26 protein-coding genes and 1 tRNA gene are annotated in these 24,576 nt (G+C 57.9%); 19 read left to right on the top strand and 8 right to left on the bottom strand.

Annotation, left to right across the window (positions count from 1 at the left end; all coding sequences use genetic code 11):
- Positions 1-9 precede the first annotated feature (9 nt).
- The 3 genes from GA830_RS12765 (at position 10) to GA830_RS12755 (ending at position 3,076) form a co-directional block, all read left to right on the top strand.
- Positions 10-987 carry a tripartite tricarboxylate transporter substrate binding protein BugD gene (locus GA830_RS12765; protein WP_195162217.1) on the top strand — a complete coding sequence of 326 codons (978 nt, stop codon included), beginning with the start codon at positions 10-12 and terminating at the stop codon, positions 985-987.
- A 104-nt stretch (positions 988-1,091) separates the two neighbouring features.
- Positions 1,092-1,553: a tripartite tricarboxylate transporter TctB family protein gene (locus GA830_RS12760; protein WP_195162216.1), complete on the top strand. Its 462-nt coding sequence runs from the start codon at positions 1,092-1,094 to the stop codon at positions 1,551-1,553.
- 14 nt (positions 1,554-1,567) lie between these two features.
- Complete coding sequence (locus tag GA830_RS12755; protein WP_195162215.1) at positions 1,568-3,076, top strand: tripartite tricarboxylate transporter permease; 1,509 nt, start codon at positions 1,568-1,570, stop codon at positions 3,074-3,076.
- A 1-nt stretch (position 3,077) separates the two neighbouring features.
- On the opposite strand, the gene GA830_RS12750 is transcribed toward GA830_RS12755, so the two are convergent.
- Positions 3,078-3,824 (bottom strand): hypothetical protein, encoded by a 747-nt coding sequence (locus GA830_RS12750; protein ID WP_258045427.1) that lies wholly within the window; start codon positions 3,822-3,824, stop codon positions 3,078-3,080.
- Positions 3,825-4,062: 238 nt separating this feature from the next.
- Here GA830_RS12750 and GA830_RS12745 point away from each other — a divergent pair, with 238 nt between their 5' ends.
- The 8 genes from GA830_RS12745 to GA830_RS12710 all read left to right on the top strand — a co-directional run bounded on the left by GA830_RS12745 (position 4,063) and on the right by GA830_RS12710 (position 13,733).
- The gene (locus GA830_RS12745; protein ID WP_195162214.1) at positions 4,063-5,382 is read left to right on the top strand and encodes a glycosyltransferase family 4 protein; all 1,320 of its coding nucleotides are present in this window, start codon (positions 4,063-4,065) and stop codon (positions 5,380-5,382) included.
- 5 nt (positions 5,383-5,387) lie between these two features.
- Positions 5,388-6,095 carry a Stf0 family sulfotransferase gene (locus GA830_RS12740; protein WP_195162213.1) on the top strand — a complete coding sequence of 236 codons (708 nt, stop codon included), beginning with the start codon at positions 5,388-5,390 and terminating at the stop codon, positions 6,093-6,095.
- Positions 6,096-6,210: 115 nt separating this feature from the next.
- Positions 6,211-8,013, top strand: a complete 1,803-nt coding sequence (gene recQ, locus GA830_RS12735; RefSeq protein ID WP_195162212.1) for a DNA helicase RecQ — start codon at positions 6,211-6,213, stop codon at positions 8,011-8,013.
- A gap of 210 nt (positions 8,014-8,223) precedes the next feature.
- Positions 8,224-9,366: a tyrosine-type recombinase/integrase gene (locus tag GA830_RS12730; protein ID WP_195162211.1), complete on the top strand. Its 1,143-nt coding sequence runs from the start codon at positions 8,224-8,226 to the stop codon at positions 9,364-9,366.
- Between the two features lie 99 nt (positions 9,367-9,465).
- On the top strand, positions 9,466-9,714 hold the full coding sequence (locus GA830_RS12725; RefSeq protein ID WP_195162210.1) for a helix-turn-helix transcriptional regulator: 249 nt from the start codon (positions 9,466-9,468) through the stop codon (positions 9,712-9,714).
- On the top strand, positions 9,711-12,029 hold the full coding sequence (locus GA830_RS12720) for a bifunctional DNA primase/polymerase (RefSeq protein WP_195162209.1): 2,319 nt from the start codon (positions 9,711-9,713) through the stop codon (positions 12,027-12,029). The genes GA830_RS12725 and GA830_RS12720 overlap by 4 nt, the downstream gene beginning before the upstream one ends.
- 962 nt (positions 12,030-12,991) lie before the next feature.
- A complete protein-coding gene (locus tag GA830_RS12715) occupies positions 12,992-13,513 on the top strand; it encodes a hypothetical protein (protein ID WP_195162208.1) in 522 nt (173 codons plus the stop codon).
- Positions 13,470-13,733 carry a hypothetical protein gene (locus tag GA830_RS12710; RefSeq protein WP_195162207.1) on the top strand — a complete coding sequence of 88 codons (264 nt, stop codon included), beginning with the start codon at positions 13,470-13,472 and terminating at the stop codon, positions 13,731-13,733. The genes GA830_RS12715 and GA830_RS12710 overlap by 44 nt, the downstream gene beginning before the upstream one ends.
- Here GA830_RS12710 and GA830_RS12705 read toward each other — a convergent pair.
- Positions 13,730-14,119, bottom strand: a complete 390-nt coding sequence (locus GA830_RS12705) for a hypothetical protein (protein WP_195162206.1) — start codon at positions 14,117-14,119, stop codon at positions 13,730-13,732. The genes GA830_RS12710 and GA830_RS12705 overlap by 4 nt on opposite strands.
- Positions 14,120-14,242: 123 nt before the next feature.
- Between GA830_RS12705 and GA830_RS12700 the strand changes: the two genes are divergently transcribed.
- From GA830_RS12700 to GA830_RS12675, 6 genes are all read left to right on the top strand, one after another.
- Complete coding sequence (locus GA830_RS12700; RefSeq protein ID WP_195162205.1) at positions 14,243-14,683, top strand: hypothetical protein; 441 nt, start codon at positions 14,243-14,245, stop codon at positions 14,681-14,683.
- A gap of 47 nt (positions 14,684-14,730) precedes the next feature.
- The gene (locus GA830_RS12695) at positions 14,731-14,964 is read left to right on the top strand and encodes a hypothetical protein (RefSeq protein ID WP_195162204.1); all 234 of its coding nucleotides are present in this window, start codon (positions 14,731-14,733) and stop codon (positions 14,962-14,964) included.
- Positions 14,965-15,134: 170 nt separating this feature from the next.
- A complete protein-coding gene (locus tag GA830_RS12690) occupies positions 15,135-15,875 on the top strand; it encodes a hypothetical protein (protein WP_195162203.1) in 741 nt (246 codons plus the stop codon).
- Between the two features lie 2 nt (positions 15,876-15,877).
- Entirely contained in the window at positions 15,878-16,144 is a 267-nt protein-coding gene (locus tag GA830_RS12685; protein ID WP_195162202.1) for a hypothetical protein, read from the top strand.
- 2 nt (positions 16,145-16,146) lie between these two features.
- Complete coding sequence (locus GA830_RS12680; RefSeq protein ID WP_195162201.1) at positions 16,147-16,464, top strand: hypothetical protein; 318 nt, start codon at positions 16,147-16,149, stop codon at positions 16,462-16,464.
- Between the two features lie 141 nt (positions 16,465-16,605).
- Positions 16,606-17,046, top strand: a complete 441-nt coding sequence (locus GA830_RS12675) for an HK97 gp10 family phage protein (RefSeq protein WP_195162200.1) — start codon at positions 16,606-16,608, stop codon at positions 17,044-17,046.
- A 3-nt stretch (positions 17,047-17,049) separates the two neighbouring features.
- On the opposite strand, the gene GA830_RS12670 is transcribed toward GA830_RS12675, so the two are convergent.
- Positions 17,050-17,247 (bottom strand): helix-turn-helix domain-containing protein, encoded by a 198-nt coding sequence (locus tag GA830_RS12670; protein WP_308460444.1) that lies wholly within the window; start codon positions 17,245-17,247, stop codon positions 17,050-17,052.
- A 171-nt stretch (positions 17,248-17,418) separates the two neighbouring features.
- Between GA830_RS12670 and GA830_RS12665 the strand changes: the two genes are divergently transcribed.
- Positions 17,419-17,736 carry a hypothetical protein gene (locus GA830_RS12665; RefSeq protein WP_258045426.1) on the top strand — a complete coding sequence of 106 codons (318 nt, stop codon included), beginning with the start codon at positions 17,419-17,421 and terminating at the stop codon, positions 17,734-17,736.
- Here the strand turns inward: GA830_RS12665 and GA830_RS12660 are convergent.
- The 3 genes from GA830_RS12660 to GA830_RS12650 form a co-directional block, all read right to left on the bottom strand.
- Positions 17,701-20,295 carry a DEAD/DEAH box helicase gene (locus GA830_RS12660; RefSeq protein ID WP_195162198.1) on the bottom strand — a complete coding sequence of 865 codons (2,595 nt, stop codon included), beginning with the start codon at positions 20,293-20,295 and terminating at the stop codon, positions 17,701-17,703. The two genes, GA830_RS12665 and GA830_RS12660, sit on opposite strands and share 36 nt — an antisense overlap.
- Positions 20,296-20,297: 2 nt before the next feature.
- Complete coding sequence (locus tag GA830_RS12655; protein ID WP_195162197.1) at positions 20,298-22,310, bottom strand: ATP-binding protein; 2,013 nt, start codon at positions 22,308-22,310, stop codon at positions 20,298-20,300.
- A 94-nt stretch (positions 22,311-22,404) separates the two neighbouring features.
- A tRNA-Leu gene (locus tag GA830_RS12650) sits at positions 22,405-22,490 on the bottom strand.
- A gap of 392 nt (positions 22,491-22,882) precedes the next feature.
- On the opposite strand from GA830_RS12650, the gene GA830_RS12645 reads away from it, so the two are divergent.
- Positions 22,883-23,101 carry a hypothetical protein gene (locus tag GA830_RS12645; protein WP_195162196.1) on the top strand — a complete coding sequence of 73 codons (219 nt, stop codon included), beginning with the start codon at positions 22,883-22,885 and terminating at the stop codon, positions 23,099-23,101.
- 9 nt (positions 23,102-23,110) lie between these two features.
- On the opposite strand, the gene GA830_RS12640 is transcribed toward GA830_RS12645, so the two are convergent.
- Both GA830_RS12640 and GA830_RS12635 read right to left on the bottom strand, forming a co-directional pair.
- Positions 23,111-23,350, bottom strand: a complete 240-nt coding sequence (locus GA830_RS12640; protein ID WP_195162195.1) for a hypothetical protein — start codon at positions 23,348-23,350, stop codon at positions 23,111-23,113.
- A gap of 205 nt (positions 23,351-23,555) precedes the next feature.
- Positions 23,556-24,548 carry an alpha/beta fold hydrolase gene (locus GA830_RS12635; protein WP_195162194.1) on the bottom strand — a complete coding sequence of 331 codons (993 nt, stop codon included), beginning with the start codon at positions 24,546-24,548 and terminating at the stop codon, positions 23,556-23,558.
- Positions 24,549-24,576: the final 28 nt, after the last annotated feature.

Below are 24,576 nucleotides of genomic sequence, written 5' to 3'. Positions count from 1 at the left end.
AGGATGTCCATGAAACGTTTTTTCACTTCGCTCGCCGCGGGCGCAGCACTGCTCGGCCTGGCTGCACAGGCGGGCGCGCAAGGTTATCCTGAGCGCCCAATTACTGTTGTCGTGCCATTTTCGGCTGGAGGACCAACCGACACCGTTACACGCCTCATTGCTGAAGCCATGTCCAAGGATCTCGGCCAGCAGATCGTCGTGGAAAATGTCGGCGGCGCTGGTGGAACGCTGGGTGCGGGTCGCGTCGCGGATGCCGAACCGGATGGCTACACGCTGCTTCTTCACCATATCGGAATGGCCACCAGCGCCACGCTTTACCGCAAGCTTGCTTATGACACGCTGAACGCCTTCGAATATGTCGGCCTCGTGACCGAAGTGCCTATGACGATTTTGGCGCGCAAGGATTTTGAGCCTACCGACATGAAGGGCTTGATCGACTATGTGAAGGCCAACAAGGACAAGGTGACTGTAGCCAACGCAGGAATCGGCGCTGCTTCGCATCTATGTGGTATGTTGTTCATGAGCGCGCTCGAAACGCCGCTAGTGACTGTTCCCTACAAGGGCACCGGTCCGGCCATGACTGACCTTCTAGGCGGTCAGGTCGATATCATGTGCGATCAAACCACCAACACCACCAAGCAGATTCAGGCTGGCACCGTGAAGGCATATGCTGTCACCTCACCTGCGCGCCTGGACGTTCTGCCCGACCTGCCAACAGCAGAGGAAGCCGGTCTTGCAGGGTTCCAGGTTGGCATTTGGCACGGCGTGTACGCGCCAAAAGGCACGCCATCGGAAATCACTGAACGCTTGTCGAAGTCGCTTCAGCTGGCGCTCAAAGATGAAAATGTGATGGCGCGCTTTGCTGAACTTGGCACCGAGCCTTCTTCCCAGGAAGATGCGACGCCTGCCGCATTGAAGGCGAAGCTTGAGAACGAAATTGATCGCTGGAAGCCAGTCATCGATGCCGCAGGCCAATACGCCGACTAGGTTTCAGGGTGGCCGCACGAAGCCCTTGTGCGGCCACTTCTCTCTGGAACCAACACCTATCCAAAAAGACAAATGCTTTTGAAAGCATGACGGGGGAGCGGGCTTTGAAACCTATTACCATCGACACCACCAACGGCCTTTGTGCTGCGCTTTTTATCGGGCTTGGTGCGTCCTTTGCCATCCAGTCATACGCATTGGAGATAGGCTCGGCGTTTCGGATGGGGCCGGGCTATTTCCCGCTTGTTCTGGCGGTAATTCTTATCCTGCTTGGCTTTGTAGTTCTTGTAGATGCCTTGCGCGTGGCGGGTGAGCCCATCGGGCCGATTGCCTGGCGCGGTATTTTCCTGATCTTGCCAGCGCCGATCTTTTTTGGCCTGACTGTGCGTGGGCTTGGCTTCATGCCAGCCATCTTTATCACCTCTTTCATTGCCTGTTTTGCATCGGCACGCATGAAGCTTTTGCCGGCATTGGCGCTCTCTTTAGCGGTCGCGGTGTTCTCCTATGGGGTGTTCAGCAAGGCGCTAGGTTTGCCCTTCCAGAATTTCGGCCCGTGGCTGCCGTTTTAAGGAAATTTTGAGCGATGGAACTCTTTTCAAATCTCGCGCTTGGCTTTGCTACGGCCTCAACACCGCTGAACTTGATGTTCTGCCTGATTGGCGTTTTACTTGGCACCTTGATCGGCGTTCTGCCGGGCATTGGCGCGACAGCTACAATCGCCATGCTCTTGCCGATTACCTTCCAGATTGGTGATCCTGTTTCCTCGCTGATCATGCTTTCGGGCATTTATTACGGCGCGCAATATGGTGGATCGACCACGGCCATCTTGATCAATATGCCGGGCGAATCTTCCTCGGCGGTCACTGCGATTGACGGTTACCAGATGGCCCGTCAGGGGCGTGCTGGGGCAGCCCTTGCAATCGCTGCCATCGGCTCCTTCTTTGCCGGCACCGTATCGACCTTTCTGGTTGCGCTGTTTGCCCCACCCCTCACCATCATCGCGCTCAAATTCGGTGCGGCTGAATATTTTTCCTTGATGGTTGTCGGCCTCGTTTCCTCCATCGCGCTGGCGCATGGGTCGATCATCAAGGCGCTGGGCATGGTGGTTCTCGGCCTGCTACTCGGCATTGTGGGCACTGATATTTACACCGGCACTCCACGCTTCACGCTTGGCATTCGCGAATATTCAGATGGTCTGAATTTTGTCGCCGTCGCTGTCGGCGTGTTCGGCATTGCTGAAATTCTGCGCAATCTTGAAAACGAGAATGAACGTTCCGTGCTGATCAAGAAAGTGTCGGGGCTTATGCCAACACGCGATGATTTTCGCCAGATGGCGGCGCCCATTTTGCGCGGCACCGCCATTGGTTCAGCCCTTGGTATTTTGCCAGGCGGCGGCGCAATCCTTGCCTCCTTCGCTTCTTACACGGTTGAAAAACGGGTCTCCAAACATCCAGAACAGTTTGGCAAGGGTGCGATTGCCGGCGTGGCGGGTCCTGAATCAGCCAATAATGCTGGTGCGCAGACTTCCTTCATTCCGATGCTGACGCTTGGCATTCCGGCCAATCCGGTGATGGCGCTGATGATTGGCGCCATGATCATTCAGGGCATTGTGCCTGGTCCCAATGTGGCCACTGAACAGCCTGCGTTGTTCTGGGGCATTATCGCGTCGATGTGGATTGGCAATCTGATGCTGATCGTGCTCAACCTGCCGTTGATCGGGCTTTGGGTGAAGCTTCTGACCATCCCCTATTATGTACTCTTCCCGATCATCATGGCGTTCTGCTCTATCGGCGTTTACAGCGTCAACTCCAATGTGTTCGACCTTTACGCGGTCGCCTTTTTCGGCCTGCTTGGCTACGGGCTTTTGAAGCTGCGCTGCGAGCCTGCCCCTTTGCTTCTTGGCTTTGTGCTCGGGCCGTTGCTGGAAGAAAATCTGCGCCGCGCCATGATCCTGTCGCGCGGCGACCCGACCACTTTCTTCACACGGCCCATTAGCGCGGTCCTGCTTGGATTGGCGCTGGCTGTACTGGTGGTCGTGTTCTTGCCCTCCATCCGCAAGAAACGTGACGCGGTGTTTGTCGAGGAGACTTAACTCACGCGACGCCAGTGCTCTTTCGGCCCTCACGGATCAGCGCTTGCGCGACGGGCTGCACGTTTTCGGCGTAAGTGATGCAGGTCTCGTAGAGGCCCTTGGCAACACGATCGCGGCCAATCCGTTCCCATGCGGGCGTCCAGGAAGCGTTCCAGTCAAAATTCTGGGAAATCAAATATTCGTTCTCGAGCGATTTGGGGTCTTGCTCGAGGATGCGACGCGCTTCTTCGGCGAGAGGCAGATAGTTTTCAACTGCGGCTTGCTTCCGCGCCTTTGCCGCCGCGTCCAGATGAAGATCCAGCTCCACTTTGCCGGCAACATGCGGAATGGCGGCGGAGCATAGAAGGGGATGCTCGTCGCCATGCATTGCGTTTAACGCAGTGCCAAAAGCATGGGCTAAGTCGTGCATGGGATTATACCCATCGACAGCGTCTGCAATGATCTGAACATCATCGAACGGCTCAAGATCGCGATGGAACCTGCCCAGGACTTCGATGAAAAAGCCAGTGTCTCTGGCCAGCAATGAATCATACCAAATGCCATCGGGAATATCGCCAAATACCGCGCCCTGCGTTGCGCCTGCGGCGTCAACGACAGTTTTCGAATAATGGGTGCGAGAGGGTTGCCGCCCGCCCGAACCATCTGTCAACAAATAGACCCGTGGCTTGGTCTGTTCGAGCCAGTGGTGGACGCGGAGCTCATGGCCCGGATGCGCCAAAATGAGAGCGATGCCAACCTTGTCTGTCACAGCAGTCTCGATCCTTTTTTTGTTCTTGGTCGAGCAGCGCTTCCTTCTAAGACTCGCTGGCCTCTATCCTTCAATTGACGAAATGAAGACTGACGTCAAACAACCAGCGGAAGCTGGCCGAATTCCTTGCAACCATTTGTAAATGAACAGCTTTTTGAAAGAATAGCTTGCAAGTCCTGTCAGCGCCGTACAAGTGTGATCCGCATCCAGACTCTCTCTCAAACCAAAAAGCGTTCAGTTGCGAATTCTCATCACCAATCTTTTCGTCTCCAATAAAAGTGGTTCCGAGACTGTCGTGCAATTATTGGCCGACGGACTGCGCGCCGCGGGCCACCAGACCATGCTGCTAGCGCCTACAATTGGCGAAATGGCTGACCAATTGCGGCGCCGCGGCCACCATGTAGTCGATCGCATTGCCGAGATCGTCGACAAGCCCGACGTCATTCACGCCCAGCATCTTTCTCCCGCCCTCACGGCAATGGCGCGCTTTCCCGACGTTCCGGCTGTTTATTCCTGCCACAGTGCGTTCTTCGAAGTGGAGGTGCCCATGCCTCACCCTCAGATCAGGGAGTGGATCGCAGTGGATGAGGCGTGCGCCGAACGCAGCCTCTCGCGTGGCGTTCCTGCCAATAGATTGTCGCTCATCTACAATGCTGTCGATCTCAAGCGTTACCAGCAACGCATGCCGCTTCCCGCCGAACCGCGCCGGGGGCTTTTGCTAACGAAGAACGTTGAGCATCTGGCGGCTGTCCGCGACGTCTGCGAACGAGCCGGTATCGCTCTTGATGAACTTGGACCGGGTACAGCTCGGTTTTCTAATGAGTTGGAAAACGAACTCCCTGCCTATGACGTGGTTTTTGCTACCGCACGCATGGCGATCGAGGCGGCTGCGGTCGGCTGCGCTGTCGTTGTTTGCGATGCACGCGGAACAGCTGGAATGCTTTCGACCGAAAACATGGAGCGCTGGCGTAGCTACAACCTTGGTGTAGGGATCCTGACACGCCCCACAACCCCAGAAACACTGATCGAAGCGCTCAAGAATTATGACGCAGACGATGCTGGAAAGGTGTGCACTTATTTCCGCGTTCATGCCGGTACGGAAAATTTTGTCACCGAGCATCTGCGAGTCTATGAGCGCGCAATGCAGGCACCGCCCATTTCACCCGAAGCCGGCGCGCTGGCCACCGCAGAGTGGATTGAAGAACTTGTCGTTTCTTCTGCGCAACGGCGTTGGATGGCGCTGGTGCGTGAATTGCACGGCTGGCCCTATCCGCGGGATCAAGAGGAAATGCTAAGGCTCATGCGTGAGAGCGGTGACGAGGCTGACTTGCGAATCAGCACGGTGGATCGACATTTTACCGCGCTTTCCGATGCAGTGACGCAAATATCCACGCAGATCTCCTCCCAATCCGACCTGATTTCTTCGCAAGCCAACCAGCTATCCTTGCAGTCGAACCAGATTTCCACGCTAGCCGGGCACATCGCGTCCGCGCGCAAAATATATCAGGGGCTTCTGCCCGCCTTCATTCGCAAACGCTTTCATCTGCGCGGACGATAGCACTGATGGCTCCTCTCCCCGCAAGTCGCGGCTATGCCATTTGCACGTCGCCCCGATCTGGAAGCAATTTTCTATGCCAGCATCTTTCGGCCAGCGGCGTGCTGGGGCAGCCGCTCGAATATTTCAACTGGCGCGGCCGGCGGGTTTTTGAAAACCCAGCATACCCAGACGACATTCCGGGCCAAGTCGAGCAAATCCTGTCAGTCGGCGCCACGTCGAACGGAATTTATGCCTTCAAAATATTTGCGCATCAGCATGACTGGATCTCCGGTGAGATTTCCTGGTTTGACGCATTGCCTGAACTTCGTCTGGTTCTCCTCACCCGGCGAAACGTGCTTGCACAGGCGATCTCATGGGCCCGGGCATTGCAGACGGGGCAGTATCGCGCCAGTCAGATTGCCATATGCGAGCCGGTTTTTGATCCGGATCTGATCGCGACGCAATTGCGGGCTATTGTCGTCGAGACGGCACGCTGGGAGCTGTTTTTTGCCCGCACGGGTATCCAGCCCCTGCGGCTCATCTATGAGGATTTCGTCGATGCACCACGCAGCGCTGTGCAAGCGGTCGCATCATTCATGGGCGTTTCCCTGCCACGCGCCGAGAGCGAAGAAGTAGGCGTCACCATCCGCCAGCAGCGCGATTATCTTAACAGGGAGTGGGCAGAGCGATTTCGAACAGAGCGGGGGAACTGCAACACGATGGATCAATTGTAGTCCGTTCGGACACGTGCAAACCGCAAGCCTTGGCGTAAATGTGGTTATAGCGTCGCTCAGTGTGGCACCAACCTGCTATCCCATGCCTATCCTTTGATTCTTCCCCAGGCCTGCCATGCATTCCGACCCTCTCGATATTCTCAAGACCGTTTACGGGTTTGGTGCCTTTCGCGGCATGCAGGAGCATATTATTCGCCATATAGTGGCGGGCAACAGCGCCTTTGTGCTGATGCCGACGGGTGGCGGAAAATCGCTTTGCTACCAGATACCCGCATTAGCGCGCTCAGGTATGGGTCTGGTGATTTCGCCACTTATTGCACTGATGATGGACCAGGTAACTGCGCTGAAGGAAGCGGGAGTACGGGCGGCAGCGCTCAATTCCGATCTTGATGGGGAGGAACGCCAGACCTTGTGGCGGCAGATGCGCGATGGCAACCTTGACCTTCTCTATGTAGCGCCGGAAACCCTGATGCGCGATGCAACTCTGGCCGGGTTGCAGCAGATACAGCTCTCGCTCATCGCCATTGATGAGGCACATTGCCTTTCACAATGGGGGCATGACTTTCGTCCCCATTACCGGGCGCTCCGCGACCTGGCCGAGCTCTTTCCCAACGTTCCGCGCGTAGCACTTACCGCCACCGCCGATACGCCAACGCGCGGTGAGATCCGTGATCTTCTCCAGATCAGCGAAAGCGACTGCTTCGTCGACGGGTTCGACCGTCCAAACATTCGCTACACGATTGCCGAAAAGGACGACCCACGCCGGCAATTGATGGCCTTCCTGCAGGAACACAAAGACGAAAGTGGTATTGTCTACTGCCTGTCCAAGCGCAAGACGGAGGAAACCGCCGAATGGCTGGTTGGCCAAGGCTATACAGCCCTTGCCTATCATGGCGGCATGGAGCGTAAGGCGCGTGAGCGCGCGCAGCAGCGTTTTCAGCGCGACGAGGCCATTATCATGGTGGCGACTATCGCCTTTGGAATGGGTATCGACAAACCGGATGTGCGCTTTGTAGCGCATCTAGACCTGCCCGGTTCCATTGAGGCCTATTATCAAGAAACGGGTCGGGCGGGACGCGACGGGCTGCCGGCACAGACATTTATGCTCTATGGCACCGGCGATGTGGTGCAGCGCAACCGCTTTATCGACGAATCGGATGCGCCCGATATACGCAAGCATGTGGAACGGCAAAAGCTCGACGCGCTGTTGGGGCTGGCGGAAACCGCGCACTGCCGGCGGCGCGCACTGCTCAACTATTTCGACGATGACTGCGCGCCCTGCGACAATTGCGATACCTGCATCAATCCGCCCGAAATGTTTGATGGCTCGGTGCCGGCCCAAATGGCGCTGTCTTGCATTTACCGCAGCGGCGAGCGCTTTGGGCAGGCGCATATCATAGACATTCTGCTTGGCTCAGAACGCGAGAAGATTACCAGCAATGGCCACGACACACTATCCACCTACGGCATTGGAAAGGAATATCCCCGCCCGCTCTGGCGCGACATTTTACGCCAGATCCTGGCGCTAAGGCTGGCAGCAACCGATACTGCCGGCCATGGCGGCCTGCATCTGACGGACGCTGGCGTGACCTTCCTGAAGGAGCGCCCTGCCCTGATGCTGCGCAAGCCGCGACCAAAGCCCCTGCGCTCCGATAGACCTGCGGCAAGTGCTGCCACCCGCATGTTGCCGGACGAGCATGAGAACTTATTCCAGGCGCTGCGCGAAAAACGACGCGAGATCGCCCGCACCCAAAACTTGCCGCCCTATGTGATCTTTCATGACAAGACCCTGGTGGAGATGGCGCAAACGCGCCCCGCAAACCGCAGCGAGTTGAGCCGCCTCGCGGGCATTGGCGAGACCAAACTTGACCGCTATGGACCGGCGTTTTTGAGCGTAATCGCGGAGTTTGGGGCTTAGACTGGTGCGGACACCGGGAATCGAACCCGGACGATCGAAGATCGAGGGATTTTAAGTCTTAAAATCAATGACATATGGGGATATGTCGAGCCGTTTCATGGCTTACGCCCCCTGAGTTTCGCGACATCATCATCGTGTAGGGCCGTGTCGGACCTGGTCTCGTACCGGGCCTGACTTCGGGTCCGGGCTCGAAGATGAGGATCACGAAACATGGGTACCAAACTAACACAGGGAACGGTCAACAAGATAGCCGAGGAGCACGAGGCGGGACAGCAGGTCTACGACGCCGACGTGTCCGGCCTGCGCATTGTCGTAGGCAGCAAGTCGTCCAGCTACAAGCTGGTGGGCAGGATCAACGACGGGAGCAACCGTTACGTCTCAATCATCATCGGTCGCACCGACGAGGTGAGCCTCAAGACAGCTCGCGAGAAAGCAGCGGAACTGAAGCTGGCGCTCCGGCGTGGCGAGGACCCACGGACAGCGAAGCGGACGGTGCCGAGCCTGCGGTCGGCTTGGGAACGGTACAAGGAAACCAGAGGTGCCGAACTTCAGCCTAGCACGGTGGCTTGGTACGAGGAGAAGGTCGTCGGCGTTTTGAGGTCCATCCTCGATATTCCGTTGGACAAGCTCGACCGCGAGACAGTCCGCGCCCTCCACGAGAAGATCACCAAGAAGAATGGACCCTACGGAGCGAACGGTGCCATGCGCGCCCTCAAGGCTGTCTACAACGACGCAGCCCGTACCCAGGACCTGCCGCCGAACCCGGTCAGCCGCGCGGTGAGGATGAACAAGGAGGCTCCGCGCAAGTGGGCACTGGACGCCGCAGGCCTTACCGAAGCATGGCGCTGCCTCGACACGATGGAAGATCAGGTCAGGGCGGCGTGTTGGACGGTCATGCTGCTGACTGGCCTGCGGTCGCACGATGCACGGTCGATGCGGTGGGAACATCTGGACGCTGATGGCGTGCTCACGGTCCCGTCACCCAAGGGTGGAGCTGACAGAGCCTTCCGGCTGCCGCTGCCCCGCCACCTGCTTCAAGTCCTTGAAAGGGTCAGGCAGGAGACCGCTCCGCTAGAAAGCCCATTCGTCTTCCCCTCGATTACCAGCAAGTCCGGCCACATCGAGGAAATGCGCCGCACCGACGAATTTCCCCACGCACCACACCAGATGCGGCACACCTACCGGACGTGGTCGCTTGAGGCAGGCGTGGATATGCAGACGGTCACGCTCCTGATGAACCATCGGCCTGCCGGTGTGACATGGGGATACGTAACCCGCGCTCATCTTCTCGGCCATATGCGTGAAGCGCAGGAGAAGGTTTGCGCCGCCTTGGTCAAGCACCGGGGCGGCTGAAAACGCCCTCCACACGGTCCGGCATGAAGTGTTGGTATGTCATGACCTGCCGCCTCGGTAGCCTTTCCCGATCGGACATAGATCGGAAAGGAGCCGAACATGGAACACCTTGTCAGAGAGGCACTGGTGCGCCTCGATCGCATCGAAGCGGGTCTTAGGACGCCGCACAGGGAATACCTCGATACAGAAGACGCAGCCGTCTTCACCAGCATCTCGGCGGTTCAGCTTGCCGAGTGGCGCTCGCGCGGCGGTGGCCCGCGATACATCAAGATGGGCCGGAAGGTCCTGTATGCCGTGCGCGACCTGCGGGAGTTCGTAGAGTCGTTCGGCAGGGAGGCGCTGTCATGAGCCCGCTTGAAACGAAGAGCGGGCGCGCCGCTGTCATCGACGCGCCCGAGAGCAGGCTTCTGGAGAAAGACGGAGCGGAGTTCAAGCGCGACGTCGGTTTCAAGGATGCCGCGCCCTCGGTGGCGGCGACGCCATTGCTCCTCGACCTCATCCCGCTCCACCGCCGCGACGCCGTCGATGCCAAGGGCCGCCCCATCGGCAAGGCCCCGCTGCATAGCGGCTGGCGCCGTCAAACGCCGCTGACCGAAACAGAGGCGGCGGCGCATCTTGCGTGCGGGAAGAACCTTGGCGCTCGGCTTAGGGACGACCAGCTTGTGATTGACGCTGACCCGAGGAACTACCCGGCTGGTGACAATCCGCTCGCGCGGCTGATCGCAGATATGGGATTGCCTCATGGGCCAACGGTAGAGACAGGAGGCGGTGGATTTCACCTGTACATGCGCAAGCCTGCGGATATGCGGGTGCGCGACGCATTGCCTGAACTTTATCCAGGCATTGAGTTCAAGACTGTCGGCCGCCAGGTGGTCGTTCCTCCTTCGGTGCATCCAAACGGCCGTCGTTACGATTGGGATCCTTTGTTCGGTTCCGATATGACCGTGCCGAACGTACCGGATGCGCTTCTGACCTTGCTACGGAGGCCGGCAGCATCTTCGGCGACCGTAGACGGCGCGATGACTTCCGAACAGCTTTCGAAGCTCCTGGAAGGCCTGGATGCGCGCGATTTCGGCAGCAACGACCTCTGGCTTCCAATCGCCATGGCCTGCCACCATGCGACTGGCGGGGATGGTATCGACGCCTTCCTCGACTGGTGCGCGACAGACCCGGACTATTCCGACAGGCTCAACACGGCGCGTGCAAGGTGGGAGTCTTTCGGCAGGGATCGCCCTGAGTCGGTGACGCGCCTTACCCTTTACAAGGCGCTGCACGAAGCAGGTCGTGGCGATCTGGTCGAGGCCGCAGAACGGTCGGACCCAGTGGACGATTTCCCTGTAGAAGAAACGGACGCACCTGAACCTCGGGAGCGTGACCTCATCGAACAGATGAACGAGCGCTTCTGCGTCGTCCTCAATGGCGGCAAGTTCGCGGTGTTCATGGAAGACGAGGATGGCATCTTCGATCCGCCGCGTCGCCTGTGGACCAAGATGTCTCGCGCCGATTTTCTCCACTTTCATGAGGATGAGCGTGTGAAGGCAATGGGCAGTCGGCGTGAAGTCAGTGTTGCCGAACTCTGGCTGGCAAGCCCTCGTCGGCGCAAGTATCCCGGCATCGTGCTTGATCCTGAGGGACGTGATCGCGGCAAGCTCAACCTCTGGCGTGGCTGGGCGGTCGAGCCGAAGCCAGGCAATTGGTCTACAATGCGCGAACTGATTGAGCAGGTGCTGTGCTCGGGAGACCGCGCATCCTCGGACTATGTCCTGCGCTGGATGGCCTTCATGTTCCAGCACCCAGGCACATCGCCTGAAGCGGCGATCACCTTTCGCGGTCGGGAAGGAACCGGCAAGGGTACGCTCGGCCGCGCACTCATGCAGATCACGGGGACACACGGCCTCACGGTTTCGTCGCCTGCTCAGTTTGCTGGTCGGTTCAACGCCCACCTGCGCACCGTTGCCTTCCTGTTCGCCGACGAGGCGTTCTGGCCGGGGCACAAGGAGGCGGAAGGAGTGTTGAAACAGCTCGTGACGGAGCCGGTCATAGCGTTCGAGGGCAAGGGCGCTGACATCGTCCCCGGCCGCAATCTCATCCACCTGATGATGGCGAGCAACAACGAGTGGGTCATTCCCGCAGGGCTCGATGCTCGGAGGTTTGCGGTCTTCGACGTGTCTGATGCACGCCGCAACGATAAGGCTTTCTTTGGAGCGCTCAACGCCCAGATGGCGGCTGGCGGTCTTGCCGCGATGCTCCACGACCTGCTGGCGATGGACATCGAAGGTTGGCACCCTTCTCGTGGCATCCCGAAGACGCAGGCACTTGCTGAACAAAAGGCTTTGAGCCTTGATCCTGCGTCGAAGTGGTGGATGGCGCTGCTGGATCGAGGATCACTGCCTGTCACGGAGCTTGTCGCTTGGGACCAGGGACCTGCGGAACTCGATCCGGTTTCGAAGGGGGAACTTCTGGAAGACTACGACCGCTTCCTGAAGACGAACAGGGTCTTCAGCGCCAAGGCCAGCCATCGTGCTCTGGCGACGGCTGGAAGGTCGCTCGGCCTTCAGACCGGCAAGACGAAGACCGGCGAGAGGGCCTGGACCGTTCCACCGCTGGCCGAGGCTCGACGGCTCTTTGAGGAGCGCCTTGGCGCCTCCGGCATGTTCGACTGACTGGCGATGCCCTCCCTTCACCACCGAGGGAGGGCCCCGGTTTCATCCGATGCACGGGATGCACGGGACCGGACACTTAGAGACGCTTCCGATCCTCAAAGTGTCAGACGAAAAAGCTATATATATCTTATACTTAGACACTAAGGACACTTTAGACAGTATATAAATCGGTTCTATGAAAATTCAGCTTCGGATCATGGGCCGGACTTAGGGGCATATGAGCCGGAGCGACGAGAAATTCCGGTACGCAGAAGTCGAAAACGAAGCGTCAGGCGTCTAAAGCGTCATTTTTCTTACGGATCATGCACTTAGACCGGACGCATAGCTTTCCCAAAACGACCGAAGCGTCCTCAAAGCATTCAGGCCTGTAGCCCATATGGGGCCTCTCCCTGGTCGATAGGGAATGCCGCCGCCTTGGCTTCGACCTTCAGGCATGGCGTGTACTTCGGCGCTGCTCTCCAAGCCTTGGCGACGTCTCGATGGCCGCCTGCATTCCGTATGTCCTCGCGCGCGAGGATAATGGAGGCCTCCCAGCCATACCTTCCTCGCGAGTGCCGCAGGCGACGCCCACGCTAGCACCAGCGTAGCCAGCCCGACCGAGAGGGCAAGGCCGGAGTCGGCACGTTGGTGTGGGTGCCAGCGGCAGAGCAGCGAAGCGGCGGCCTGGGGCGCAGACACAAGGGATCGTCTGTCTTACGTCCCTCCGGGAGGCCGAAAAGGCCAAGCATTGCAAGCACTTGGAGGGAGCCTTTTCCCCGGCCCGGCCCCAAGCCCGACGAGAAGGGCGAAACAACCCACTTCCCCGGAGCAGCAGGCCGGCGTCCTGGGGTCTCCATATGCCCCGTGGGCTCCCCTGGAACGGGGTGTCCCAGCGTAGCGGATTCAAAATTTTGAGAAGTGCTGGCGTGCGGGCGAGCCCACGGGGCGCACGGTGCACGGGATATAAGGCACGGAGGCATCATATGGCTAAGGATCGAACCGAGGAGGCTGCCCTCCGGTTTGCCGAGGGGCGCAGACGGCCCGAGTTGGATCGTCGGTGGTCGCCAGAGGTGGAGGACGCGGTCCTGGAAATCATCGGCCGCACGGGGAGCCCCAAGCGCGCCGCCGAGGAGCTCGGGGTCAGCACATCCACCATTCATGATCACCGCCGCCGTGACCACGAATTTCGGGCGCGGTACGCCGTGGCCATGGACGACGCATTCACCGCCGTCCTCGGGCATGCCTTCACGCGCTCCTTCGACGAGGTGCGCCCCTCGGACCGGTTGACTGAGGTGTTGCTGCGGTTGCGGTGGCCCGAACGGCTCGGTTCGTTCCTACAGGTTGCAGGGGAAGCATCTGGCTCCGGCGCACTCGACCCGATGGTGATCGCCCGCATGCCATCCGAGGACAGGACTTCGCTCATCGCCCTCCTGGAGAAGTACCAGCAAGTGCAGGGTGACCTTGCCCTCGCGGAGGGGCTCGATGGCGTCGCGCTCCTGGTCTGACACGTTGCGCGACCTGCGCGAGGCCGAGCGCCTAGCCCGCTCGCTGGAGGGAACGGCTCCCGGCATCGTCGCGCTTGAGGGCGGCGGCGACGAGCTCGTGAGCCAGTATGGCCGCCCGACCGGCGCTCAGTTTTGGCGCCTTGACCCGTTCCCCGAGGCGCTGTGGGAGGCCATGGCATCCGAGCACGCCAAGGGGACGCGGGCGTCGTCTGCCGATTAGTCAATGAACGACCAGCCGGGCTCGCCTTTAGCGATGCGCTCGGCAACTGCCGACTGTCGGCAGTGCTCACCCTTCGCCGCCGCCCTTATGCTCCGATACAACCTATCGCCCACCCGCACCCGCCTCCCGTTCGGATATTGATCCAGCAACCCGTGCATATAGAGCCGCCGCAAGGCCTCGAATATCTGGCAGGGCTGGCCGGTGTAGCCGCGTCCAAGACTGTCCAGCATCTCCCGGATACGTGCATACGTCGGTCTCACGCCCTGGTCGTTCAGGTGCAGCGCGTACGCGCGGATCATTACCCATTCGTTGGAATAGTTCCTGTCACCCGGTCGTAGCTGGCGCTGCTTCTCAATAATGTCTGAGGTCCAACGTATCTCTCTCATGGGATGCAGTTTGTACTATTGATGCCCTTTAAAATCAAATGTTTAGTTCCAACAGCATCATCCATCTGTCATCCTTTTTCCTGTGCCCCAGCAGGAGGGCGATAAGCTACGAAAGGAAAAGGCATGAACATGATCGTTGAGGACCGGCGCCCTGTGTCGGTCGAGAGGACGCGGGTATTTGCAAGTGACCTTGTCGCAATCGCGAAGGTCCAACAAATCGTCGGATCGCTCGTCGGGGCCTCGTTTGACCTTGAACCGAGGCGGATGGCTTTACTTGCAAAGCTGGCTCTAGACGCCGGGGATCTGATTGATTGCGCGCTGCCACCCGAACTGGTGCTGGCCATTGTGGCAGTGGGCGCCAGGGCCAACAAGATGCCCGAAAACACGGCTTCGGCTGGACTCTGGGCATTTGAGCTTGAAGCTCGGGCCTTAGAAGAGGCTCGGCAGGTCTGGCACGACCACATGGAGCGGGGTCCCGATCGTCGGACTCCCTCGATCATCCGGGCTCATCGGGAGCAAGAAGGCGATTCGGTGCCATCTTACGAGCCTAATTCTATCCATTAGGCCGAGGGCGACGTCCATAGATAACCAACCAATAGGAGAGAGTGACAATGAGCAATGCGAAGAAGAAGACAATCACTATCAGGCCAAAGCGCGTGGACATCGAGCGATTCTCGCACCTCGACACCGAGAGGAAGCGGGTCGCTGCGGCGACCGCATGGGCGGGTATGCGTGCGTTTCAGCTTGAGATGGGGCCTGGGCATGCAGCGCTTGACTTAATCGCGAGCGAATTGCCGGCAGCGTATCAGCGCAATTGGGCGAAGAAGCTGCTTGCAGCGGCGTAAGTGCTGGTCCGATCCGGCATGGCAGCGAGCCATGCTGAGAACGTCTACGGATCGGCCGATGGGCCGATCCGGTCACCTCAATGGAGGTGGACGCTCCTGCGGGCTGTGACCCGCGCCAAGGTCCTCCGGCCTGGTTGAGCGTGACGCTCAACGACGAAGGAGAAGACCAGATGGCAACTAAGAAGGCTCCACCCACCCTGACGAAGCCGTGGGTCGACGTGACGTCGATCAAGGCCTCGCTCACGCGGGCACGCGAGCTCCACTCGGAGAACGCCAAGCGCATATCCGAGATGAACGTACGGGTGGCAAAGCGCCGGGAAGAGCTCGAAGCCACCCTGTACGACCTCACACCCTCCCAGCGATCACAGGTCGTCGGTCGTGCCCTCGGCGGGTTGCGGGCGGACCTGAAGCGTTCCAGCCTCGACGCCCGAACGACCCGGTTGCGTGAAATCGACGCCCTTCGGCGCTCGGTCGAGGACGCAGGGACGCACTACAATTCCAGCATCCAGATGCTGATGCGCGACAGCCTCGGCAGCGAGCGTCGGAGCCGGCTAATCCAGCAGCTCGAGCATGCGGGCAAGGTCGAGCTCGCGAGCCTTGCGGCTCTCGCGGTATCCACGAAGGACCGCGAGCTTGGCGCGGTGCTCGCCTCGCAGGTCGGCCGGATGCCGCATAGCGAACGTCCGTTCTCGCCGCACGAACTCGCCGATCGCTTGGTCGGAGACGATCACCGGGCCGTGCAGGCTGCCATCATGGAAGTGAGCGAACTCGCCCAACGGGCGGTCCTAGACGACCGCGCCTTTGAGGCTGGCCGTGCATCTGCCGAGGGCAGCATCGGCATCGCCCTCCGCGCCCGAGACCGGGCCGCACTCAACGCCCCAGAAATTCGAGATGACAACGAGGAGAACTAACCATGGCCACCTTTGCATTCTTTCCTGTCCGCGAGGAACACCGCCGCGCTGACGGGCTCAATTTCGCGCTAGCGGTCGGCGCATCGGCATCGGCTGCGCGCGTCGCAGCCGAAATTCTGCTTGGCGAGCCGAACGCGCTCGTCGGTTGGACGAGTGTAGACCTGACCTCCGCGCCCGCAGCCTTCGTGGGAGGCATGCCGGTTGGCGCAAGGGGGCAGTCCGTGTGGCCAAGCCTCGACCGGGGCGGCTCCTACATGAAGGGAGCCTGACCATGGCCCGATCCCGCGACCCGGCGATGATCGAGCTAGCCCGCCGCAGCAAGGCGCACCGTGCCCGGATGATGGGCTGCCTCGCCGGATGCCCCGTGGTGCAGGTCAAGGACCTCTGGGTAGAGGCCGGGCTCGACCTCGACCGCTATGCCGACGACGTCTACATGCAGGTCCACCACGCCGAGAGGCTTCTCAACCTTGGCTACCGGCCGGTGGTCATCCCGGCGATGTCGGGGGCGGCAAACGTCCTGATATTCGTCCGGGAACCCTGGGCACTGGACGCGCATGCAGGCGCGGTTCACCCGCGCCTGCGGCCTTAGCTCGAAGATGGGGACCCCCTCATGGCGCTCCTCGTCTACCGGGCGCAGCGCGACAGCATGCCTAAAGACATTCACTGACGGAATACGACACCGAACTACCGCCGGCCCCCGGCTCCGTATGCGATTGAAAGGAACTCGGCCATGGCCGGACTTGATGACTTGGCAAATAGGCTCGACCGCATCGCCGTGCGGGCCGAGGGAAACGTTGAGCGGGCAATGAAGGACTGCGCCAAAGTCGTGCTCCGCTCCGTAGTCGAGGGGACGCCGGTCGATACGGGCACGGCCCGCTCGAACTGGACGCCGGAGTTGGATCGCGCCTTTGAGGGGCTGTTTCCGGCCCGCGTTCCCGGCACTATGGGCTCGACTGGCGACGCGAACTCCGTCGCGACAATCGAGGCCGGCGCGCCAGTCATCGAGGCGTTCGACATTGGCACGAACCGAGAAATCCACATCACGAACAACGCCGGACATATCCAGGCGCTCAACGACGGCCACTCGAAGCAGGCGCCTGCCGACTTCGTGCGGATCGCGGTGCTTGAAGGGCTCGCCACCGTGCGCGGCGCGAAGATTTTGGACGGCTGAGCTTCAGGACTCTGGCGGCGTCAGGAGTGCTGCCGGCGTCGTCTTCAGCCGCTCGGCCAGCTTGGCGATCATGGTCAGCGACGGGTTCCGCCTGCCTCGCTCAATTCCGCTGACGTAGGTGCGATCGATATCCGCCTCCAGGGCGAGTGACTCCTGCGACAGGTCGAGGGCTTTCCTCGCTGTTTTCACGTTCTCGGCCAAGACTCTGCGATAGTCCAACATCGGCGCAATGCGCCAGCATGTAGACGGATCGTCCACGGACTAATCGTCACAATTATCGCTGACAAATCTAAATGTTGAATATAGTCTGCATCTATGGAGACATTCAGCACGATAGTCACATGGTTTTATAAGGGGCTTGCCACATGGTACGTGGCGGCGATTGTCGGCGGTCTTCTGATGTATGCTGCCGAACGGCGCGACCGGCGGCGCGAACCGACCGATGACGACGTTCTGCACGCCGCGGCTTTATACCGTGAATACTACGGCGCCGAGGCGCACAGGGTTATCGGTGACCACATGCTCGCGGCGTCGTTTGCGCCAGATGGTCGGCACAAGCGCTTCCTCAAGCGGGTATCGACCGAACTGTTAAGTAAAATATCTGTGATCGAGATTGAGCTGGAAAAAAAACAAATAGACGGCGCCCAGAAAGACCTACTTGGACCCAAGAATATCCGCTGCGACCTTTGATTTTAGATTTAGCAATAGGCCTGGCGCATCTAAGCCATGCCGCTCAAAAAGCTCGGCTGCTTGTGCTCTCCAAACAAGATCTCCAGGTTCGGAAAATGTTCTTCGCAACTCACGCAAGGTTGACAATGCTGTCTTTGCCCATTCGCGAAAATCAGACAAATTCCAAAAAAGAACCGTATTGAGATGAGGAAGAGCTCCTACTTCTGCTCTCGATACCGGCGACACCAGTACGGGTACAATATTGGTACCCAAGCATTCCGGCACATTGGCACGCATCCAATCGGGATGAGTTGCGGCCTGACGAGCTTTAGTCGCATCCAATGTTGATGTTCCGAGGGCACCAGCGTGATCCTCAAATACAAAACACAGTTTCCCAACAATCCACCACGGGTCAGGCGAAGCGTCAACTTCTCTTTTGCCTGCACTAAAACCAAGCAACTGACCAAGAAGGACATGGGCACCCTCGAAGGGGCCTTTTTCCTTCGAGTTCAAGCCATCAATAACTTCCTTTTCTTTTGCGTCGAATTTTCGATCATGTAGTTTGCCTAATCGATCAAAAATACCCTCAACTCGTTCGATCTGAGCAAAGACCAAGCTCTTGTCATCATCTGCAACCTGATCGCCTGACTGAAATCGGGAAAGCTCTACAAGCCAAGGTATACCGGCCGCAGCCTTCTTCGCTGTGGCAAAATGGTCACGCGCTTTAGCGGCGAGCCCAGAAGTGCCGGACTGCGCGCCGAGCCATGCGGCGCTTCCAGCCAAATAATGCCAAAGAGCTCGATAACCTTTTAATTCTGGGGCAGAAAGAATTCCTAGAACTCCTTCAGCAGCACCGAGCGCCGCCTCTGCATCACCCTGCCAGAGCTTCTTTTGAAACTCAATTTCGCGATCAACAATTGCCTGCAACTCGCCCATTGCAGGCATCACTTGCTGAACAGCCGCCGCCCTCTTTGCAATTATCTGATTGTTTGCCTCTTCCCATTTTGGACCGTTGTCGAGGAACGTTTCTAAGTTTTCCGTGAAGTCCTTTAAGCTTGCGCCTTGCGATTGTTCGATGCCAAACTCAAGCTCCGCCTGTAGTTCGGGATGGAAATGTCGCCGGCGCTGTGGGTCTGCTAAATAGTTGGGAAAATCTTCTCCTGTTACAACAACAGCAGAGTAATCTTCCAAAGACCTGGTGCAGCGACCGATGGCCTGAAGTACTCTGGTTTGAATTCTGTCATTAAAGAGTGCATTCGCGCCCATTCGACTCATCAAAAAGCGCTCTTGAGCATTAGTTGCTCTTGGAAGCCCCTCAACAAACAAAAGTCGGCAGGAATCCCCTGGAAAATCTATTCCATCGTAGCGATTCGCGACAACAGCAACGGCCTGTTCGCTTTCCACGAAATCTTTTTTGGACTTCTCAATATCTCCCGCACCAAATATTTTATAGCCAAGTTTAGTAGCTACTTCGTCGCGGACCTCAGTTGCCGCTTGATCGCTTGGCACGAGAACTAAACTCCTTCCCGCGTCTTTAATCAGCGAACATCTAAAGTCGCTCATTTCCGAATCGGGAAGTGTAAGACCTGGAAACATAAAATATCGTCTGCCTATTCCTTGACGATCCCAACCGCTTGGAACAGGAAGTCGAGTAATAGATGTGCATCCGGTAAGCCGTTCCAGATCGCCGCCGCCACCAAGAGTTGCCGACATGAAAATTCGTTGCTTGGCGCTAGAAAACGGAGCATGTGTCCAAGTTGGCGGAATGAGCGGCCGAAGCAGAATGTCTTGGGAAGTAATATAAAGTTGGCATGCATTCAGATGGTTGCGGACCATACTCCACGAAAATCTGAGATCGCTCCCAGCCGTTTGGGTATCCATAAGATCCCTAAACTCATCCCTAATTTCTTGGAAGGTTGGCGTTGGCAGTTTATCGGCCCATGCGACATCCGCTGAGCTCTCCCACTTTCCCGTCAAGCGTGAATAATTTGCCGGATCGATGAGCGGGCGTATTAAGCCACAGATGGCGGTGTGAACGTTGGAATGTTCGGAGCGAGAAATCCTAACTGCCCAAAGGGCCGAGATGTAGTTTTCTGCTGCATGAGCATCATCTACAATAATTATGTCTGGTGTTTGCTGGCCGCTAAAGAATGGATTGGTATTGAAAAGCGCGCTATAGGTAGTGACACCAACACGCTGACCTAGTTGGTATTCTGCCTTGGCACTCGGGTCATAACTGTTGACCGCTCCGACAAATCCCCTGACCGTAAGGCCGTATTGCTCTTCTGCCTGTTCCACAACTTGGTGAACAAGCTGCTTTGTTGGGCAAAGATAAAGGACCCGTTCCTGAAATTTTCTTCGGCGCCATTCGCCGACCATGAGACCAACGAGCGTTTTTCCGCTGCCAGTTGGCAGCTGCAAGGCGACGTTGGCCGCGTTGAGCGCTTGACTGCAATATGACTTCATCATCTCACCTTGATGAAGAAGCACACCTTTGATTTTTCGACGCGGTAAATCGAGTATTAGTTTTTCAGGGCTATCAGGAACTGCGGCCGGAGGTTGTGTGCTCTTAAATGCCATTGTTAACTATCAACCTCTTCATTCGCCGCATTTTCGGCTTTGCCGATTTCGGTATTTTCTATCCCAGTCAAATACTTCTCATAGGTCTTTTGAAGATAGTTCAATGAGCTCTCTTTATCGACGTTCGCTTGAAGATGTTCCTGAACGAATTTCATTCTAGATTTGCATTCGGCCAGAACTTCAGCCCACGTTTTAACCCACACCTCAATGCTGCCGTCTTCCGACTGGAAGACCTGTCCCCGTGCTTTGCCTTTTTGCTTCGTCTCGACCCGAGCGAATGCGTCCAGATCGTTTGAGAGCACCCAGAAGCTCCAACGGGTTTTCAGGTGACGGAACCTCTCGTCGTCCGCCACCGTAAAGGCATACTTCTTGACCTGCGTGATCTCGTCAGCGCCAACCTTCACCGACGGCCTCTTGAGCTCAACCACTAGATGCTCGCGCTCGTCGGCGTGATTTTGCGGCACTGATCTAGATAGCATAAGGTCCACTATTCCGACTTTGCCATCGATCCTCTTCACCGGTTGGTCGATCATGGTGTCAGCGCCGATGAGTTTGCGGTGCTTACGCAGAACTTCCGACAGTGATTGATCATCTACCGTAAGGTTGAACTCTTCGCCAAAAATCCAGGTATTGTTCTCTGCAATCATGCGGTGGAGTTGGCTTCGCTCCTTCAACAGTTTCTTGGTGTCGGGGTCAAAGAGCACTGTTTCGAGGCCGTGGACGAATTTGAGACGGTCAGCCACCAACTTTGAGGCGCTGATGACGTTTGCCAGATCGGCCTCTTCCAAAAGTTTGGATAGCTCCTTCTGAGTCTTCTCAGGCAGGTCAAGGACCTCGGTCAAGATGTGTTGGAGCTCGTCAGGTCCCCGTTCGATCGCCTGCCTCAGCATCCGCATCTGGAACGCTTTGGTACGCTTGCTCTGCTCCCCAAAGTCCTGCAGGTGTTTGTTCACGTTCAGAGCGACAATGTCGAATACCTGCCGTTCCGCCTTCTCGACGGTGGTCAAAGGTTCGGAACGATAGGGATAGATTTCCTCGGCCTTCCACTGATCGATCTCGGACTGTGCGGCCTCAACCTCCTTGGCTCGAAAGAACGCCTTGATGAGTTCCGAGGCCTCGTCGTAAGCGGCCTGTAAAGGCGCGTTCATCTCAGAAAGGTCAAGAAGGCCCTGTTCCTGGAGTGCACCGATGAATGTTGATTTGAGATAGGCCGAAAATTGGAAGCCCGGTGTGTGAAACTTCGGCGTAACGCGATGGAATGGAAAGCCTTCTGGGCCGCACAGGAAAAACCACCGCTCGGACGCGGACATCCACTGTATGACTTCAACTTCTGCGGGATAGTCCTTGCCATCCTCCGTTATGGGCGACAGGGAGAACTTTTCACGGCTGGCGATCGCCTTTGAAGGGTCGAGGCGTTCTCCTTCGATGAATATTCCAACGTCTGCATAGTCGGTCAGGTATAGGGCGAATATCTCGGATAACGACTGGACCGCGTACTGCGGATCAAGGGACCGATAGGCCCTGTCGAGTTCGGTAATCCGCACCTCGACACCGGTCTTGAGCGCTGGCTCGACTTCCGTAGGATCAGTCACCCGAACGTCAACGAGATCATCCCTGATAACCGTGATTTTGTAGCCATATAGCTTTTCGCCATCAAGGTAACGGACGGTCCAGTCAGCGACGCGACCGAGGGCGAGCGCCTTGAAGCGCCCCTTTCCTTCTTTGCCATGCAGAATACGGCCCTTTGACTTGGACCGTGAGCCGTGAGCCTTCCAGGAGCCGCCTAGCTTCCCGAAAATAGCCTCTACGTCGGAGTGAGGCATGCCATGTCCGTTGTCCCGGATCGTCACTGAACGCATTGAGATATCGTCGGATTCAATCTCTAAATCTACCCGAGTGGCGTCGGCGTCCACGGCATTCCAGATGAGCTCGGCGACAGCCTGTATCGGCTTTGCGCTCGCGAGCTTCTTTATATGGTCGCCTTCGACCCTAACCCTGTAATGCGCTTCCGTCATCTCACTCCCCCCAATTACCCCGACGCCTCAAATTAGAACAAAATAAGAACAGAGCCAAACACAATTCCTGTGAGGCTTATTGGCCAGAAAGGTATGGTGGCCGCTGTGGGACTCGAACCCACACGGGCGATGCCCGAGGCATTTTAAGTGCCTTCCGTCTACCAGTTTCGGCAAGCGGCCTTCAGTATTTGTACCCTCCTAACCCATGCCCGCGACTCATGCGAGCCACGTCCATCGGGCCTATGTCAGGCCTTATTCGGTGCGTTCGGACCTAAGCGCATGATCCGGTTGCGCTTTTCTGCGGACACGCCGGGATTTTAAGTCCCTTGCGTCTACCAATTCCGCCATGTCCGCGCGACGACACTGGTACTGCAGCTGAGACAGAATGCAAAGCCCGAACCGATCCGGTGCAGGCTCACGCGAGAGCAAATTTTGAACCAGCAGCTTTACGGGATCAAAATCGTGGGAAAAGCATTTATCGATAGCCCCTTGATTGTGCGGCGCGCTTGACCAAAGCCGACTTATATGGCGAGGTCATGAAAACCACCGGAGGGGCGACCGGGAGGATTAGGATGGCAAAACCAAGAATAAACAGCCCTGACTACCCCAGCACCCACGTTTCCTATCAGCGCGAGTGTCAGATGGCGCTGGAGCCTTCGCTGACCAAACTTCTGGCTATGGCATGTGATGCTGGCTGGGATGAACGGCAGGCAACGTATGCAGTCATGATCTTAGCTGCAGATCAAATGCAGCGAACAGACGCCGCAGGCCTGGAAGACACGGCGCTGTAGATCGATGCACTATTGATCTTGCGCGTCCGATTTACGCGTCTTGTCGATGGACTCCTCAACTTTTTCTGTGAGGCCCATGCCTCTTGACGGCGGGCGGTCGGAGGGATCGCCAGTTTCGGTTCCGCCACGGAAAATGCCGTCCTGGACAAGAATGTGGCCCGGCCTTGCCGGAAACTTTCTGGCACCCGTCTCGCGGTGGTTTTCGCCTTCGGGGGCCGCTTCCTGTTCACTCTTGGGTTCGTTCGACATTGGTTTTATCCCTTCGGTCAAAAGGAGAACCCGTTTAAGCTGGACTCGTTCCAGATTCAGTCGGGAAGAAGTTCGGTTATTCGAGAAAGCTGTCCGTGGTTGCGCTTAAAATCGTTGCTGCCTTGTTCACCCATGCACATTTGCCATAAGGACAGGCCATGGTGTTTTGAGTGCGCAGGATCCGTTCTCGTCGTCCTATTCGATATTAAAGGGAACCCGAACCTATCTGGAAAGCCCGCGCGGCGACACGTCGAATAAAGGCTGCCACCCGTGATGCATCGCTGAAATGCGGCATGTGCCCGACACCATCCAGAAGTTTGATCTCAAGACCCGGCAGATGGTTCATCAGATCAAGCCCGTGGCGTTCATAGTCGAGCACGCGGTCGGCTGTCCCGAACAACAGGCCAGATGGCAGACCAGACCTCGCGATCTCGCCATAGCGTTTTTCCAGCGCCGGCAAATCGTGTTCGAGGGCAGTGAAATCGTCCACCGTTGCCAGGAAGTGGCTCGGCCGCAGGCCGACCCAGCCGCCACCTTCTGTCATGTAGTCGGCAGGGGGAGTTTGCGGAGCAAAAATATAGGCCAGCGTCTGCGGGGCATATTTGAGCGCGGTTGGTATAGCGACCGTTGAAGCCAGAAGCCGGCGTTTTGCGCGCGAGGGAATATAGAGCGGCTTGAATTCAGGCGGCACGGTTTCCTGAAACCACGTCAGCGGTGAGATCAGGGCAAGACCGGAAATCGAGCTCGGATGTTCAAGAGCTATCGCCAGCGCAACCAGCCCGCCCAGCGAATGGCCGACAATTACAGGTTTGCGGTCGAGCTTCAGCTGATCGATGAAATGCGCAATTATTCGTGCCTGAGCCACCGGGCCACTCTCCTCCATCGCGGCGGAATAGCCGGATCCTGGGCGGTCGAGCGCGATGACGCGAAAATTGTCCTTGAGATGACTGAACAGCGGCTGGAACTGCAGAAGCTGAGCGCCAAGCCCATGCAGAAACAGGATCGGCAGTCCCTCGCCCGCATCGAGATAGTGAAGCCGCACGCCATCTACGGTGACGAAGCTGCCCGCAGCCGGCACCATCTGCTCGGCGCGTGACGCTATGCGACGGGTGGCATGGACGAAGTAGCCGGCCACGAGAAGTATAGCGCAGATCAGCGCCACCAGAGTCCAGATTAGAATTGTCGCTGCCAGTGCCATAAGTCCCTGTCGCGCCCGAAACTTGGCG

The sequence above is a fragment of the Mesorhizobium sp. NBSH29 genome (genome assembly GCF_015500055.1).
Taxonomy (GTDB): domain Bacteria; phylum Pseudomonadota; class Alphaproteobacteria; order Rhizobiales; family Rhizobiaceae; genus Neomesorhizobium.
This window is presented reverse-complemented; position numbering and strand designations above follow the sequence as displayed.

Excerpts from the sequence above, each read along its gene's own strand:
- GA830_RS12765 (WP_195162217.1), top strand. The coding sequence starts at position 10 with ATGAAACGTTTTTTCACTTCGCTCGCCGCGGGCGCAGCACTGCTCGGC.
- GA830_RS12755 (WP_195162215.1), top strand. The coding sequence starts at position 1,568 with ATGGAACTCTTTTCAAATCTCGCGCTTGGCTTTGCTACGGCCTCAACA.
- GA830_RS12740 (WP_195162213.1), top strand. The coding sequence starts at position 5,388 with ATGGCTCCTCTCCCCGCAAGTCGCGGCTATGCCATTTGCACGTCGCCC.
- recQ (WP_195162212.1), top strand. The coding sequence starts at position 6,211 with ATGCATTCCGACCCTCTCGATATTCTCAAGACCGTTTACGGGTTTGGT.
- GA830_RS12730 (WP_195162211.1), top strand. The coding sequence starts at position 8,224 with ATGGGTACCAAACTAACACAGGGAACGGTCAACAAGATAGCCGAGGAG.
- GA830_RS12725 (WP_195162210.1), top strand. The coding sequence starts at position 9,466 with ATGGAACACCTTGTCAGAGAGGCACTGGTGCGCCTCGATCGCATCGAA.
- GA830_RS12720 (WP_195162209.1), top strand. The coding sequence starts at position 9,711 with ATGAGCCCGCTTGAAACGAAGAGCGGGCGCGCCGCTGTCATCGACGCG.
- GA830_RS12715 (WP_195162208.1), top strand. The coding sequence starts at position 12,992 with ATGGCTAAGGATCGAACCGAGGAGGCTGCCCTCCGGTTTGCCGAGGGG.
- GA830_RS12705 (WP_195162206.1), bottom strand. The coding sequence starts at position 14,119 with ATGAGAGAGATACGTTGGACCTCAGACATTATTGAGAAGCAGCGCCAG.
- GA830_RS12700 (WP_195162205.1), top strand. The coding sequence starts at position 14,243 with ATGAACATGATCGTTGAGGACCGGCGCCCTGTGTCGGTCGAGAGGACG.
- GA830_RS12695 (WP_195162204.1), top strand. The coding sequence starts at position 14,731 with ATGAGCAATGCGAAGAAGAAGACAATCACTATCAGGCCAAAGCGCGTG.
- GA830_RS12690 (WP_195162203.1), top strand. The coding sequence starts at position 15,135 with ATGGCAACTAAGAAGGCTCCACCCACCCTGACGAAGCCGTGGGTCGAC.
- GA830_RS12685 (WP_195162202.1), top strand. The coding sequence starts at position 15,878 with ATGGCCACCTTTGCATTCTTTCCTGTCCGCGAGGAACACCGCCGCGCT.
- GA830_RS12680 (WP_195162201.1), top strand. The coding sequence starts at position 16,147 with ATGGCCCGATCCCGCGACCCGGCGATGATCGAGCTAGCCCGCCGCAGC.
- GA830_RS12675 (WP_195162200.1), top strand. The coding sequence starts at position 16,606 with ATGGCCGGACTTGATGACTTGGCAAATAGGCTCGACCGCATCGCCGTG.
- GA830_RS12660 (WP_195162198.1), bottom strand. The coding sequence starts at position 20,295 with ATGGCATTTAAGAGCACACAACCTCCGGCCGCAGTTCCTGATAGCCCT.
- GA830_RS12655 (WP_195162197.1), bottom strand. The coding sequence starts at position 22,310 with ATGACGGAAGCGCATTACAGGGTTAGGGTCGAAGGCGACCATATAAAG.
- GA830_RS12645 (WP_195162196.1), top strand. The coding sequence starts at position 22,883 with ATGGCAAAACCAAGAATAAACAGCCCTGACTACCCCAGCACCCACGTT.
- GA830_RS12640 (WP_195162195.1), bottom strand. The coding sequence starts at position 23,350 with ATGTCGAACGAACCCAAGAGTGAACAGGAAGCGGCCCCCGAAGGCGAA.
- GA830_RS12635 (WP_195162194.1), bottom strand. The coding sequence starts at position 24,548 with ATGGCACTGGCAGCGACAATTCTAATCTGGACTCTGGTGGCGCTGATC.